The following is a 13,992-nucleotide window of genomic DNA, read 5'->3' on the forward strand; positions in this document are numbered from 1 at the left end:
ACCGACCGTCGCGGGCGGTCGCCCGGTGCCGTCCGGCCGCGTCCCCAGCCGCGCGACGCGACGATCCCGTGCGTCGGTCGCCGCCGGCCCCGGCCCCGGCCCCGTCGCTCTCCCCCCAGGACCGTCGGCGGGGCCGGTCAGGCGTCCTCCAGCAGTTCCAGCACCCGCCGCTCCGCCTCCGCCCGGGGCGCGCCCGGCTCCACCGGGGCGACCACCCCGTCGTGGAACAGGTCGACCACGCGCGGGTCCACGTAGGAGGTCCGGGCCACGGTGGCGGTGTTGCCGAGCAGCTCGGCGACCTCGCGCATCACCGCCGCCACCGCCCGCCTGCGGGCCGTCGCGGACCGGGCCGGCCCGTGGGTGGCCAGCTCGGTGGCCGCCAGCACGGTGGCGTGCCAGGTGCGGAAGTCCTTCGCGGTCATCTCGCCGCCGCTGGCGGCGCGCAGGTACTCGTTGACCTCATCGGCGCGCACGTCCCGCCAGTCCCGGCCGTCCCAGTAGCCGAACAACCGCTCGGCCCGGCGGCGCTGGCGGCGCAGGTTGGTCAGCACCCGGCACAGCTCCGGGTCCTCGATCCGCCGCACCTGGTCGATGCCGCCCTTGGCGGGGAACTCGAACACCACGCAGCCCTGCCGGCTGCGGGCGTGCTCGGGGCGCAGCGTGGCGACCCCGAAGGTGGCGTCGTCGCCGACCGCGTACTGGTCGCTACCGACCCGGAACATTCCCATGTCGAGCAGGCAGGCGACCGTGGCGAGCACCCGGTCCCGGTTCAGCCCCCGGCCGGACAGGTCACATCGCACCCGCTCGCGCAGCACCGGGAGCCGGTGGGCGACCTCCAGCACGTGGTCGAACTTCGCCTCGTCCCGGTTGCGCCGCCACTGCGGGTGGTAGAGGTACTGCTTGCGGCCGGCCGCGTCGATCCCGGTGGCCTGGATGTGCCCGTTGTGGTGCGGCGAGATCCAGACGTCCCGCCAGGCCGGCGGGATCACCAGGTCCCGCAGCCGGGGCAGCTCGCCGGAGTCGCGGACCGGCTCGCCCCTCGGGTCGAGGAACGTCCAACCTCTGCCGCTTCGCCGGCGGCCGTACCCCGGCCCAGCCGGATCGCTACGCCGTAACCGCACCGGAGACCCGCACCGCCCGTTCCGCGTCGTCCACGGCCGCCAGCACCTCGTCGAGGCCGACGGCCGACAGTGTCGAATCGGTTGTTACCCCGTCGTACCCGGGCCAATCGCCCCACGCTCCGGGCGGCCGGGCGGCGGGCCGGTGGGGCCGGGCACCGTCGCCGTGCCAGAGCACCCGGTGCCACGGGCGGTCCGGCGGCGGCCCCCACCGCGCCGGCGGGACGGGACCGAAGAGCACCACCGACGCGGTGCCGTACCCGGTGGCGAGGTGCGCGACGCCGGTGTCCCCGCTGACCACCAGGCGGGCACCGGCGACGAGGGCGGCGAGGTCGCCGAGGTCCGTCCGGCCGGCGAGCACGGCGTCCGGCGCCAGCCCACCGTGGTACGCCACCCACCCGGCCAGTTCCCGCTCGCCCGCCGATCCGGTGACCACCACCCGGTGCCCCCGGCCGGTCAGCTCCCGGGCCAGTGCCGCGAACCGCCGGGCCGGCCAGCGCTTGGCCGGGACCTTGCTGCCGGGGTGCACCACCGTCACCCCGGTCGGGATGCCGCCGGGGGCGGGACGGCGCAGGGCGAGGTCGGTGCGGTCGGCGGGGACGCCGTACCAGCCGAGCAGTCGGCACCACCGGTCGATCTCGTGCTCGTCGGCCCGCCAGTCGGGGCCGTCGGCGTGGCCGGCGTCGGGACTGGCGAAGGCGAGCAGCCGGCCGGGGCGGGTGGCGGCCAGCACCCGGTGCGACCGGGGGCCGCATCCGTGCAGGTTGACCGCCAGCCCGGGCGGCGGGCCGGGCCACCCCAGGTTCCCCAGGCCGTCCGCCGGCACCAGGCGGTCGACGCCGCCGACCAGGTCGACCAGGGGGGCCAGCCAGCGCGGCGCGGCCAGCGCCAGCTCCCGGTCGGGGTACGCGGCGCGCAGGGCGCGCAGCGCCGGCACCCCGGTGGCGAGGTCGCCGACGCCGAGCGCCCGGAGCACGAGGATCACGGGTACGACGACTCCTGCTCGGCGCAGACGACCAGCTCGCGGACGGTGCTGCCGGGCGGTTGGGACAGGGCGAACATGACCGCGGCGGCGGTGTCGGCGGGGTCGTTGAGGTTGGCGTCGGGGCCGGGCCGGTACTGCGCGTCCCGGTCGTCGAAGAAGGCGGTGCGCATCCCGCCGGGGACGAGCAGGGTGACGCCGACCGCGCCGGCCAGCTCGGCGGCGAGGGCGCGGGTGAAGCCGACCACGCCGAACTTCGCGGCGCAGTACGCGGTGGCGTCGCTGACGGCCTTGACGCCGAGGGTGGAGGCGACCGTGACGACGTTGCCCCGGGACTCCTCCAGCCAGGGCAGGGCGGCCCGGATCACCGCCGCGGTGGCGAGCAGGTCGACGGCGACGATCCGGTCCCAGGTCTGCCCGGGCACGTCGGCGAGCCGGCCGGGCACGTCGATGCCGGCGGCGGTGACCACGGCGTCGAGGCCCCCGGAGCGTTCGGCGAGCCGCCGGGTGGCCGCCTCGGCCGCGCGGGTGTCGGCCAGGTCGCACTCGACCCACGGCACCCCGTCGGCCGGGGCGTCGCGGTCCAGCACCAGCGGCCGGCCGCCGGCCCGGGCCACGGCCGTCACCACGGCCGCCCCCAACCCGCTCGACCCGCCCGTGACCAGGACGGTCGGCCCCGTCCCCACAGTGTTGCCGGTCATCGTGCCCCCTTCGCCGTCGCGCCATCCACGCCCACCGCGACGCCTGGCGGCGGCCCGGGCACCCGGTCGCCGGACCCGGTCGTCCCGCCGCCGGCGCGGGCGGCGGCGATCATGTCGGTGGTGGAGCGCCCGTCGAGGTACGGCACGACCACCGTGTGCCCGCCCCAGCGGCCCAGCAGCTCCGCCTCGGGCAGCCCCGGCTCGCCGCCGGTGGCGTAGTCGCCGCCCTTCACCCAGATGTCGGGACGCAGCCAGGTCAGTGCCGCCTGCGGGGTGGGCTCGTCGAAGACCAGCACCGCGTCGACGCAGCCCAGTGCCGCCAGCAGCCGACCGCGGTCGCCCTGCGGCACCACCGGCCGGTCCGGCCCCTTCAGCCCCGCCACGCTGGCGTCGGAGTTGAGGCAGACGACCAGGCAGTCACCGAGCTGGCGGGCCGCCTCCAGGGTGGCCACGTGCCCGGCGTGCAGCAGGTCGAAGCACCCGCCGGTGGCGACGACCGTGCCGCCGGCCGCGCGGACCGCGGTGACCACCCCGGCGGCGGCGCCCACCCCGACCCGGTCGCCCCCGCCGCGGCGGGACCCGGTCAGCGAAGCCGTCCGGGCCGGCGGCGGCAGGGCCGCGGCCACTCCCCCGGCCGCGACGTACGCCGACGCCTCGGTGACCGCCGCCTGCACCGCCTCGGAGACCAGCGCGCCCCGGGACAGGGCGATGCTGGCGGTCGCGGCGAAGCGGTCGCCCGCACCGCAGGTGTCCCCCTCGGCGCTGGCCGGGGCGGGCACCACCAGCGGCGTCGACCCCGCGTGGCAGAGCAGCGCGCCGTCGCCGCCCAGGGTGACGGTGACCGCGCCGGCCCGCCAGCGCCGGCGCAGCTCCTGCGCGCCCCTCGACGCGGTGGCCAGCCGGGACGCGCCCGGCCCGGTCTTCACCAGATCGCGCACCTCCGACTCGTTCGGGGTGGCCAGATGCACCCCCGGCACCGCCGCCGGCCCTCGGGGGTGCGGGTCCCACACCACGGGCGCGCGGGTCGCCGCGAGCGCGCAGCGCAGGGCCGGCTGTCGGGCCACCCCCCGGCCGTAGTCGCTGACCAGCACGGCGGACGCGGAGGCGAGCAACCGCAGGGCGGCGTCGCTCGGCTCGCCGGGCTCCCCGGCCGACCCGCCCCGGTCGTGCCGCAGCAGCACCCGGCCCCGGGCGTGCAGCCGGATCTTCTCCGGGGTGGCGCCGCGCAGCGGCAGCGCGTACACCTGCACCCCGGCCGCGGCGAGCAGCGTGCTCAGCCGGGCCCCGCCCTCGTCGTCGGCGAGCGCGGTCACCAGGGCCACCTCGGCGCCCAGCGCGGCGGCGAAGACCGCCGCCAGGCCGGCGCCGCCGGGCCGGTCCACGGCCGTCGACTCGTCGAGCACCGGCACCGGGGAGTCCGGACAGAGCCGGTTCACCACCCCCTCGACGTCCCGGTCGAGCAGGATGTCACCGACCACCACCACGGGTCCCGCCATCAGCTCGCCTCCTCAGCCCGTCTCGACCTGCCGGTCGGCCTCGCCGTCCAGCACCACCTCGACCCCGGCCCGCACCGGCCGGTCCGGCCCGCCGGACGGAGCCGCCGCCGGTTCCGCGCCGCCCGGGCCGCGCGCGCCGGCCACCGCGAGGGCGGCGGGCAGCACCCGGTCGACGTACTCGCAGAGCACGTGGACGGAGACCAGGTGCAGCTCCTGGACCACCTGGCTGTCGGGGGAGTCGATGGCGAGGACGTCGTGGCAGGCGTCGGCGAGGGGGTTGGGGGTGGGGCCGGTGAGGGCCCAGCAGAGCAGGCCGGTCTCGCGGGCGGTGTGGGCGGCGGTCAGGAGATTGGTGCTGGTGCCGCTGGTGGACATGAGCAGGAGGATGTCGTCCCGCCGGCCGTGGGCGCGGACCTGGCGGGCGAAGGTGTGGTCGTAGCCGTAGTCGTTGGCGATGGCGGTGAGGGCGGAGGTCTCGGCGTGCAGGGCGATGGCGGAGAGGGGCTGGCGGTCGTCGCGGAGCTTGCCGACGAGTTCGGCGGTGAGGTGCTGGGCCTCGGCGGCGCTGCCGCCGTTGCCGGCCACCAGCAACCGGCCGCCCGCGGCGAGCCGGTGCGCCAACTCCCCGCCCCACCGGGCCAGCAGTTCCTCCGACCGGCGGTACGGCAGCAGGGCCGCGGCCAGGCTGGCCAGGTGCCCGTCGAGCACCGACGGGGCGGCCGGGCCGGCGGGACCGGGCGGCGCGGCGGCCATCAGGCGACCACCCAGGTGGGCCGGCGCACCGCCGCCACCTGGCCGTACACGTCGGCCAGCCGCTCGGCCGTGGCGGCCCAGGAGTAGCTGCGCCGGGCCCGGTCGCGGGCCGCCCCGGCGTAGGAGAACCGCCGGATCCGGTCGTCGAGCAGGCGGCGGATCGCGGCGCCCAGCGCGCGCGGGTCCCGGGCCGGCACCAGGTCGCCGGTCACCCCGTCGAGCACGGTGTCGGTCAGCCCGCCGACGGCCGTGCCGACCACGGGCACGCCGCACGCCATCGCCTCCAGCGGGGTCAGCCCGAACGGCTCGTACCAGGGGGCGGCGACCAGCACGTCGGCGGAGCGGTACCAGCGGCCCATCTCCTCGCGGGGCACCGCCCCGACCAGCGTCACCCGGTCGTCCACCCCGCAGGACTGGGCGAGGGCCCGCAGCCGGCGGGCGTGCGGGTCGGTCTCCAGCAGCCCCTCCGGCGGGCCGCCCACCACCACGCACTCGGCGTCCGGCACCAGCGGCATCGCGCGGATCACGTCCTGGAAGCCCTTGCGCTCCACCAGGCGGCCCACGGTGAGGATGCGGCGCCCCGGGCCCCGCGCGGCGGCCGGGCCGAGCGGCGTGAACGTGCCGAGGTTGACCCCGGACGGGACGACGGTGATCCGCGACCGGGGCACCCCGAGCCGGACCAGCTCGCCGACCTCGTCCTGGCACTGGGCGACCACCCGGTCGACAGCCCGGCCCAGCTCCCGCTCGTGACCGATCCGGCGGGGCGGGCTGGTGTCCTGGACGCCCTGGTGGCGGCGCTTCACCGCGCCGAGGGCGTGGTACGTCTGCACCACCGGCACCCCGGTCTGCCGGCCGGCGGCCAGCGCGGCCAGGCCGCTCATCCAGAAGTGGGCATGGATCACCTCGGGCGTCCAGTCCCCGGCGCGCCACCGGTCGACCAGCCAGCGGCCGAACGCCCGCATGTGCGGCAGCAGCGCGTCCTTGGCGACCGGCTCGGCCGGCCCGGCCGGCACGTGCACCACGTCGTACCCGTCCGGGCTGCGGACCGTCACCGGCAGGTCCACCGCGTCCCGGCGGGTGTACACCCGCACGTCGTGACCGGCGGCGGCGAGCGCGGCGGAAAGCTCCGCGACATGCGTGTTCTGGCCGCCGGCGTCCTCGCCGCCGAGGACGGCGAGCGGGCTGGCGTGCTCCGAGATCATCGCGATGCGCATACTTCCTCCTCCAGCAGCCGGTCCCAGTCAGCGAGGAAACGGTCCAGGCCGTAACGGTCCCGGGCGGCCCGCCGGGACGCCGTGCCCGCGCGGCGGGCGGCCGACGGGTCGTCGAGGAGCCGGCGGGTCGCCGCCAGCAGGTCGTCGACCCGGGTGGAGAGCGCGCCGGCCTCCGGCGGCACCGCCACCACCGCCTCGGTGGTGGCCAGCGCGACGACCGGCATGCCGATGGCCATCGCCTCGATCAGGCTGAGCCCGAGCGAGGTCCACCGGCACAGGTGCAGGTAGGCCCGCCGCCGGGCCAGTTCGGCGTGCATCCGGTCCTGCGGCACGTCGTCGTGGCTGGCGACCCGGTCGGCGGGCAGCCCCAGCCGGTCGGCGAGCCCGGCGACCCCCATGCCGAAGACGTCCAGCGGGGCGAGGGCGGCGAACCGGGGCAGCAGGTCGGTGCCGGTGACCCGCCAGCGGCGTACCGGCTCGTTGATGACGACGGCGAGCCGGTCGAGTTCGCCGGTCCACTCGACGTTCGGGGCGACGATGCCGTGCTCGACGACGGTGCTGCGGGTGCCGCCGTTGTCCCAGAAGAGCTGGTTGAATCCGGTTACGTGGACGAGCAGCAGGTCGTCGCGGTCGGCCATCGGGTGACGGCTGTTGGGCACGTCCCCCTTGGGGGTGTTGTGCTCGACGTAGACCGCCGGCACGTCCCGGCCGACCCGGCGGCCGAGCCACTCGGAGGCCAGGTCGAACTCCTCGGGGCGCTGGAGGATCACCACGTCCACCTCGGCCCCGCGCAGCTCGGCCGGGGTGACCTCGACGGCCCCGTCGGGCCACGGGTAGGTGCGGGCCCGGCCGAGGCCGTAGGGGCCCCGGTCGGGGGTGACCGGCACCAGGTAGCGGTGCCTGCCGTGCACGAAGGACGTGGCCCAGGAGCCGTGCACGTGCCAGACCAGGATGTTCATCGGCCGCTCCCGCCACCGGCCGGCACGGCGACCGCCGGCGACCCACCGGCGCCGGCCGCACCGCCGACTCCGGCCGTGGCGTCCGCACCCGCCGTGGCGTCGGCGCGGGCGGCCCCCGTGGTGGGCACGCCGAGGAGCCGGACCGCGGCGAGGACCGCGGCGGGGTCGACCCCAGCGAGGCAGGGGTGCCCGGCGACCGGGCAGCCCGCCGAGCGGGTGTCGCGGCAGGGCGCGTCGGCGTCGCCGAGGCGGACGGTCGGCACCCGGTAGGGCCCCCACTGCCCGAACGGAACGGTGGGGGCGAACAGGCTGACCACGGGGGTGCCGAGCGCGGCGGCGAGGTGGGCGGGGCCGGTGTTGCCGACGACGAGGGCGCCGGCGCCGGCGATGATCCCGGCCAGCTCGGCGAGTCCGGTGCGTCCCCCGAGGTCGGTGCCGCCGGCGGCGGCGACCCGGGCGGTCAGTTCCCGCTCGCCGGGCCCGCCGGTGACCACCACCCGGTGACCGGCGCCGGCGAGCACCCGGACGATCCGGGCGGCCAGCTCCGCCGGGCAGGCCCGGGCCGAGGCCGACGAGCCGGGGTGCACGACCACGTACCCGGGCGGGCCGAGCCGCGACGGCGCGGCCGGCACCGCGTCCCGGCGCAGGCGCAGTCGGGGTTCGTCGTCGGCGGGCAGGGCGTGGCCGGCGGCGGCGGCCAACGACAGGGCCCGCTCCGGCTCCGGCGCTCCCACCGGGACGCGGTGGCGCACGTCCAGCAGGCTGCCCGGGTAGTCGTCGCTGATCGCGGCGATCCGGGGCACCCCGGCCAGCCGCAGCAACAACGCCAGCGGCAGCGGCGACTGGTGGAAACTGGTGAAGATCACCGCCTCGTCGGCCCCCACCGCCGCCAGCCGCCGCACCAGCCGCCGGGTCCGCTCCGGATTGACCCCGGCCGGCTTCGGATCGATCCACTCCAGGGGCCACTCGACGATCTCGTCCACCCCCGGCAACAACCCCGCCGCCGCCCGACCCCGCGGCCCGCACAACAGCACCACCCGCTCCGCGTGCGCCGCCACCGCCCGGATCCCCGGCCCGGTCACCAGCACGTCCCCCGCCGAGTCCGAGCGCACCACCAACACCGTCCCCGCCGTGCGCGGCACGGCCGCGACGACGGCGGCCTGCCGGCGCAGGATCTCCTCCACCGCGGCCGGCAGCGTCGGGGCGGTGTGCGGGGCGGCGGCGACCTCCTCGGCCCGGGTCACCGGCGTCGGCACCAACACCCCGGACGCGCCCGCCGCGAGGGCGGCGGTCATGTCCCGGCCGATGTCTCCCACCACCACGCAGCGTCCCGGCGTCGTGCCCAGGTCGGCGGCGGCGGCGCGCACCAGCCCCGCCGCCGGCTTACGGCACCCGCACCCCGCCCCGTCGTCGTGCGGGCACACCCGCCAGGTGTCGAAGGGGCCGAGCAGTTCCTCGATCCGCGCGTGCACCCGGCCCAGTTGTCCGGCGGTGAAGCAGCCCCGCGCCAGGCCCGACTGGTTCGTCACCACCCCCAGCCGCAGCCCCGCCGCCCGCAACCGGTCAAGGGCCTCCCGCGCCCCCGGCATCGGCCGCACCTTCTCCGGATCCCCGTTGTACGGCACGTCCTCGACCAGGGTCCCGTCCCGGTCGAGCAGCACCGCGTCGAACAGGACGCCGCCGGACCGGCCCCGGCCAGCACCCGGGTCCACCCGGGCTGACCTGCGCCGATCCGGCTCCAACTGGTCCCGTCGCACGGGCGGCGGGTTCCCTGCGCCCTGAGGAGTAAACGTCGTCCCCGGGCGCGGTAGCGCCGCTCGTGCGACGGACCAGCCCTCGCGCCGCCCTCCGGGCCGGCGGCCGTCGCGGGCGCTCACCTTCGGCGGCGGGGCGGACGCGACGGGACGTCCGTCGGCTCCGGTGCGGCGATACCCGCCGCACCGGAGAAGCTAACCCGCTCGGGTCGTTAGCCCACCTCGGACCCGGGTACGGCAGGGCGGTGGCGACTGTGGATGAAGTGATCGAGGCACCCCCGCAGCAGGTCTTCGACGTCCTCGCGGACGGCTGGACGTACAGCGACTGGGTGGTGGGCACGGTGCACGTGCGCGACGTCGACGACGCCTGGCCCCGGGTCGGCGCCCGGCTGCACCACAAGGCCGGGCCCTGGCCGTTCTCCCTCCAGGACACCTCGACCGTGCTGGCCTGCGAGCCGCCCCGCAGGCTGGTGCTCCGGGCCGGGCTGTGGCCGGCCGGCGAGGCGACCGTGGTGTTCACCCTCGAACCGGCCGGCGAGAACGCCACCCTGGTCCGCATCGGCGAGGACTTCGCCGCCGGCCCGCTGCGCTGGGTCCGGAACAAGCTCAACGACCTGGTGCTGCACCAGCGCAACCGGGAGACGCTGCGCCGGCTCGCCGACATCGCGACCCGGCAGAAGGCGGGCCGGTGACGGGGCGGGGAGGCGGGCCGGTGACCTGCCGTGACGAGCGCCGGGGTCAGCCGGGCGTACGCCGAGCGGGGCGCCCGGCCGAGGGCTGATCGCCCGGGGACGTCACTGCCGGGCCGGCGAACACACCACGTCATTCGTACCGGACGGGGAGCCTTTACGACACGCGACGGGCAACTGGCTACCCTCTCTGGTGAACCTGTCGGCAAACCGAGGATGTCCGTCATGATCGAACCCGTGCAGTTGCCCGAGCCGTGGCGGGACGCGCGCCTGACCGTCGTGGTCCCCACCTACAACGAGGCGGGCAACCTGCCGGTGCTGGTCGAGCGTCTCCTCGCGCTGCCGCTGCCGGGCCTGACGGTGCTGGTCGCCGACGACAACTCGCCGGACGGCACCGGCGAGGTGGCCGACAAGCTGGCCCTCGAACACCCCGACCGGGTGCGGGTGGTGCACCGGGCCGGCAAGGAAGGGCTCGGCCGGGCGTACGTCGACGGGATCACCCGGGCGCTCGACGGGGGCGCCGAGTACGTGGCGCAGATGGACGCCGACCTGTCCCACCCGCCGGAGGCGCTGCCCGGCATGCTCGGGGCGCTGCTGTCCACCCGGGCGGGCGTGGTCATCGGCTCCCGCTACGTCCCCGGCGGCCAGCTCGACGAGGCGTGGCCGCTGTACCGCCGCGCGCTCAGCGGCTGGGCCAACCTCTACGTGCACACGCTGCTGCGGGTGCGCATCCGGGACCTCACGGCGGGTTTCAAGATCTGGCAGGCCGACGCGCTGCGGGACATCGGCCTGGACCGGGTGCAGTCGAACGGCTACAGCTTCCAGGTGGAGATGCACTACCTGGCCACGAAGCTCGGCCACACCATCCTGGAGGTGCCGATCCGCTTCGAGGAGCGCCGCGACGGCGACTCGAAGATGACCACCGCCACCAAGATCGAGAGCGCGCTGATGCCGTTCAAGCTGCGCACCCGGCACCGCAACATCGAGCGCTGACCGTCCGCGGCCCGGGCGCCGACGCGCCCGGGCCCGCCCCGCCGCGTCGCCCGGTCGACCGCGCTCGACGACGGGCCGACGGGCTCAGCGGCGGGTCGGCGGGCTCAGCGGCGGGTCGGCGGGCTCAGCGGCGGGTCGGCGGGCGGGACCGGCAGGTCGGCGGGCTCAGCGGTAGACCGCCCGGTGGGCCGCGCCGATCACCCCGGCGTAGAGCCCGCCGGTGACCGCCCGGTCGCGGGCCAGCGCCGCCCGGGCCGCGTTCGCGCCCGGCGCGCCGTGCACCCCGCCGCCCGGGTGGGCCGAGGAACTGGCCAGGTACAGCCGGTCGACCGGGGTGTCCGCGCGACCCAGGCCGGGAATCGGCCGCAGGAAGAGCTGCTGGTACGCCGCGGCGGTGCCGCCGCCCAGCGCCCCGCCGACCAGGCTCGGGTCGCCCCGCTCCAGGTCAGCCGGGCCGGCGACGTGCCGCCCGACGATCCGGGCCCGGAAGCCGGGGGCCGCCGCCTCCAGCACCTGCTCCATCCGGTCGACGTGCGCGGCGACGTCCTCGGCCCGCCAGTTCCGCCGGAACGGCAGGTGGGTGTACGACCAGAGCGACTCGGTCCCGGCCGGCGAGTGGCTCGGGTCGGCGACGCTCATCTGCCCGGTCAGCAGGAACGGGTCCCGGGGGAGCTCGCCCCGGGCCAGTTCGGCGGCGTAGCCGGTCAGACCGTCGAGGTCGGCGCCGAGGTGCACCGTGCCGGCGGCGGCCACCGCCGGGTTGGCCCACGGCACCGGCCCGGACAGCGCCCAGTCGACCTTCAGGGTGGAGCCGTCCCACCGGAAGTGCGCGAGGTCCGCCACCAGCCGGGGCGGCAGCGTCGCCGGCCCTACCAGGTCCAGGTAGAGCGCGGGGGCGGGGACGTCGGCCAGCACCGCGCGGCGGGCCCGCCAGGCGGTGCCGCCGACGGTGCGTACCCCCATCGCCCGGCCCCGGGCCGTGAGCACCCGGTCCACCCGGGCGGCGTAGAGGATCCGCCCGCCCCGGGCGGTGAGCCGGTCCACCAGCGCGTCGGTGATCCGCTGCGACCCGCCGACCGGCACCGGCCAGCCGACCTGCTGGCCGAGCATGGCCAGCAGCCAGCCGTACACGCCGGAGCCGGCCTCCTCCGGCGCCAGGTCGGTGTGCAGGGCACAGCCGGCCAGCAGCAGGGTGCCGCCCTCGCCGTCGAACAACTCCTCGCCCAGCCTGCGCACCGGCACGACGAGGCGGCGGGCCAGCCGCAGCGCCCCGCCCACCCTGAGCCGGCGCAGCAGGGCGAGCCCGCCGCGCACGGGCGGGAACGGGGTGGTGACGGACTCCAGTATCGGCCCGGCGACGTCCAGCCAGTCGGCGTACGCCCGGCGCCAGCGCTCGCCGTCGGCGGGGGCGAACGCCGCCAGCGAGGCCGCCGTGGCGTCGAGGTCCCGGTTCAGCACCGCCGCCCGGCCGTCGGGCAGCAGGTGGGCCAGCACGTCGGGGGCGTGGGTCCAGCTCAGGCCGTGCCGGTCCAGCTCCAGCCCGGCCAGCACCGGGGAGGCGTACCCGAGGGGGTAGAAGGCGCTGTACAGGTCGCTGAGATAGCCGGGCGCGGTCACCTCGGCCGAGCGCACCGCCCCGCCGGGCGCGCCGGTCGCCTCCAGCACCAGCACGTCCCAGCCCGCGTCGGCCAGCAGGTTGGCGGCCACCAGGCCGTTGTGGCCCGCGCCGACCACCACGGCGTCCGCCGTCTGCACCCCAGTCGAGATCATCCGATCCGGCTACCCGGCCGGTTACCGGGTAAAACGCGTTTGCGCCGGGGGGACCGGGGCATCCACCGCCGCATGTACACGGTTTCGCAGCTCATAGGTGGAGTGTGGGGCGCGGGCGGCGCGGGCGGCGAGTTGGTCGTCCACGATCCGGCCGACGGCTCGCCGGTCAGCACCGTGCCGGTGGCGACGGCGGACGAGGTCGGCAAGGCGGTGGAGGCCGCGCGGGGCGTGGCGGCCGAGTGGGCGGCGACCGCTCCGGCCGAGCGGGCGGCGGCCCTGCACCGGGCCGCGGACGCGGTCGAGGCCGCGACGGACGAGCTGGCCGCGGCGGTCACCGCCGAGATGGGCAAGCCCCTGGCGGACGCCCGGGGCGGCGTCGAGGCGGGTGTCGGCACCCTGCGCCAGTACGCGGAGCTGGGCCCGGTGCGCGGCGGGCGGACCCTGCTCGGCGGCGGGCAGGCGATCGACTTCATGACGCCGCAGCCGCGCGGGGTGGTCGCCGCGCTCACGCCGTGGAACGACCCCGTGGCAGTCTCCTGCGGGCTGCTCGGCGCGGCCCTGGTGACCGGCAACGTGGTGCTGCACAAGCCGAGCGAGCGGACCCCGGCGACCGGGTGGCTGCTGGCCCGGGCGCTGGACGGCGCACTGCCGCCCGGGGTGCTGTCGCTGCTCACCGGGGGTGGCGAGGTCGGTGCGGCGCTGGCCGCGAGCGACGTGGACGTGGTGGCGCACGTCGGGTCCAGCGTCACCGGCCGGTCGATCGCCGCGGCGGCGGCCCGGACCGGGGCGAAAGCGCTGCTGGAGAACGGCGGCAGCGACCCGCTGGTCGTCGACGCCGGCGTCGACCCGGTCTGGGCGGCGGAGCAGGCGGCGCTGGGTGCGTTCGCCAACGCCGGGCAGATCTGCGTCGCGGTGGAGCGGATCTACGTGCACCGCGACGTCGCCGAGGACTTCGTCGACGCCCTGGTGCGGCGGGCCGAGGCGCTGCGGGCGGGTGCCGGCCGGGACCCGGGGACCGAACTCGGGCCGCTGGTCGACCGGCGGCACCGGGACCACGTGCACGGGCAGGTGACGGCGGCGGTGGCCGACGGGGCGCGGGTCCGCGCCGGCGGCACGCTGCCGGACGGGCCGGGGGCGTTCTACCCGGCGACCGTGGTCACGGACTGCCGGCACGACATGACCCTGGTCCGCGAGGAGACGTTCGGCCCGGTCGCCCCGGTGGTCGTGGTGGACTCGTTCAGCGAGGCGCTGCGGTGCGCCGCCGACTCGCCGTACGGGCTGGCCGCCACGGTGCTCACCGGGTCGATGAGCCACGCCCAGCGGGCCTGGCGGGAACTCCCGGTCGGCACGGTCAAGGTCAACGCCGTCTTCGGCGGCGCTCCGGGCGGCGCCGCCCAGCCACGCCGCGCCAGCGGCCGGGGCTACGGCTACGGCCCGGAACTCCTCGACGAGTTCACCGCCACCAAGGCGGTCCACATCCAGGCCCCCGGCAGCGGGCACTGGTGACCCCTCCCCGCGCGCGATCATGGAGTCGTGCCGGGTGGTTCGGCCGCTTCGCGGCTT

At 77.4% G+C, this 13,992-nt stretch carries 11 protein-coding genes and 1 pseudogene; 3 read left to right on the forward strand and 9 right to left on the reverse strand.

The genetic code is table 11. From position 1 onward, the window contains the following. Positions 1-137: 137 nt before the first annotated feature. The 8 genes and pseudogenes from OOK41_RS23745 to OOK41_RS23780 all read right to left on the reverse strand — a co-directional run. A complete protein-coding gene (locus OOK41_RS23745; RefSeq protein WP_266266752.1) occupies positions 138-1,121 on the reverse strand; it encodes a DNA topoisomerase IB in 984 nt (327 codons plus the stop codon). Beyond that, positions 1,105-2,103, reverse strand: coding sequence for a glycosyltransferase family 9 protein (locus OOK41_RS23750; protein WP_266266753.1), 999 nt, complete (start codon positions 2,101-2,103; stop codon positions 1,105-1,107). Before OOK41_RS23750 ends, OOK41_RS23745 begins: the two co-directional genes overlap by 17 nt. Then, complete coding sequence (locus OOK41_RS23755; RefSeq protein WP_117669551.1) at positions 2,100-2,786, reverse strand: SDR family oxidoreductase; 687 nt, start codon at positions 2,784-2,786, stop codon at positions 2,100-2,102. Before OOK41_RS23755 ends, OOK41_RS23750 begins: the two co-directional genes overlap by 4 nt. Before the next feature lie 11 nt (positions 2,787-2,797). Beyond that, positions 2,798-4,297, reverse strand: a complete 1,500-nt coding sequence (locus tag OOK41_RS23760; protein ID WP_266266754.1) for a PfkB family carbohydrate kinase — start codon at positions 4,295-4,297, stop codon at positions 2,798-2,800. 12 nt (positions 4,298-4,309) lie between these two features. Beyond that, entirely contained in the window at positions 4,310-5,050 is a 741-nt protein-coding gene (locus OOK41_RS23765; protein WP_117669371.1) for an SIS domain-containing protein, read from the reverse strand. After that, positions 5,050-6,264, reverse strand: coding sequence for a glycosyltransferase (locus OOK41_RS23770; protein WP_266266755.1), 1,215 nt, complete (start codon positions 6,262-6,264; stop codon positions 5,050-5,052). Before OOK41_RS23770 ends, OOK41_RS23765 begins: the two co-directional genes overlap by 1 nt. Next, on the reverse strand, positions 6,249-7,223 hold the full coding sequence (locus OOK41_RS23775; RefSeq protein ID WP_266266756.1) for a glycosyltransferase: 975 nt from the start codon (positions 7,221-7,223) through the stop codon (positions 6,249-6,251). The genes OOK41_RS23770 and OOK41_RS23775 overlap by 16 nt, the downstream gene beginning before the upstream one ends. Before the next feature lie 125 nt (positions 7,224-7,348). Then, positions 7,349-8,935, reverse strand: a pseudogene (locus OOK41_RS23780) (HAD-IIIA family hydrolase); the annotation flags it as partial. 287 nt (positions 8,936-9,222) lie between these two features. On the opposite strand from OOK41_RS23780, the gene OOK41_RS23785 reads away from it, so the two are divergent. Together OOK41_RS23785 and OOK41_RS23790 are read left to right on the forward strand one after the other, a co-directional pair. Next, positions 9,223-9,669 (forward strand): SRPBCC family protein, encoded by a 447-nt coding sequence (locus OOK41_RS23785; protein ID WP_117669375.1) that lies wholly within the window; start codon positions 9,223-9,225, stop codon positions 9,667-9,669. Positions 9,670-9,891: 222 nt separating this feature from the next. Then, on the forward strand, positions 9,892-10,659 hold the full coding sequence (locus tag OOK41_RS23790) for a polyprenol monophosphomannose synthase (RefSeq protein ID WP_117669376.1): 768 nt from the start codon (positions 9,892-9,894) through the stop codon (positions 10,657-10,659). Positions 10,660-10,824: 165 nt separating this feature from the next. Here the strand turns inward: OOK41_RS23790 and OOK41_RS23795 are convergent, their stop codons facing one another. After that, on the reverse strand, positions 10,825-12,429 hold the full coding sequence (locus tag OOK41_RS23795) for an NAD(P)/FAD-dependent oxidoreductase (protein WP_266266757.1): 1,605 nt from the start codon (positions 12,427-12,429) through the stop codon (positions 10,825-10,827). 72 nt (positions 12,430-12,501) lie between these two features. Here OOK41_RS23795 and OOK41_RS23800 point away from each other — a divergent pair, with 72 nt between their 5' ends. Next, on the forward strand, positions 12,502-13,935 hold the full coding sequence (locus OOK41_RS23800; protein WP_266266758.1) for an aldehyde dehydrogenase: 1,434 nt from the start codon (positions 12,502-12,504) through the stop codon (positions 13,933-13,935). The last annotated feature ends 57 nt before the right edge of the window (positions 13,936-13,992 follow it).

It is taken from the genome of Micromonospora sp. NBC_01655 (genome assembly GCF_026339755.1).
GTDB lineage: Bacteria > Actinomycetota > Actinomycetes > Mycobacteriales > Micromonosporaceae > Micromonospora.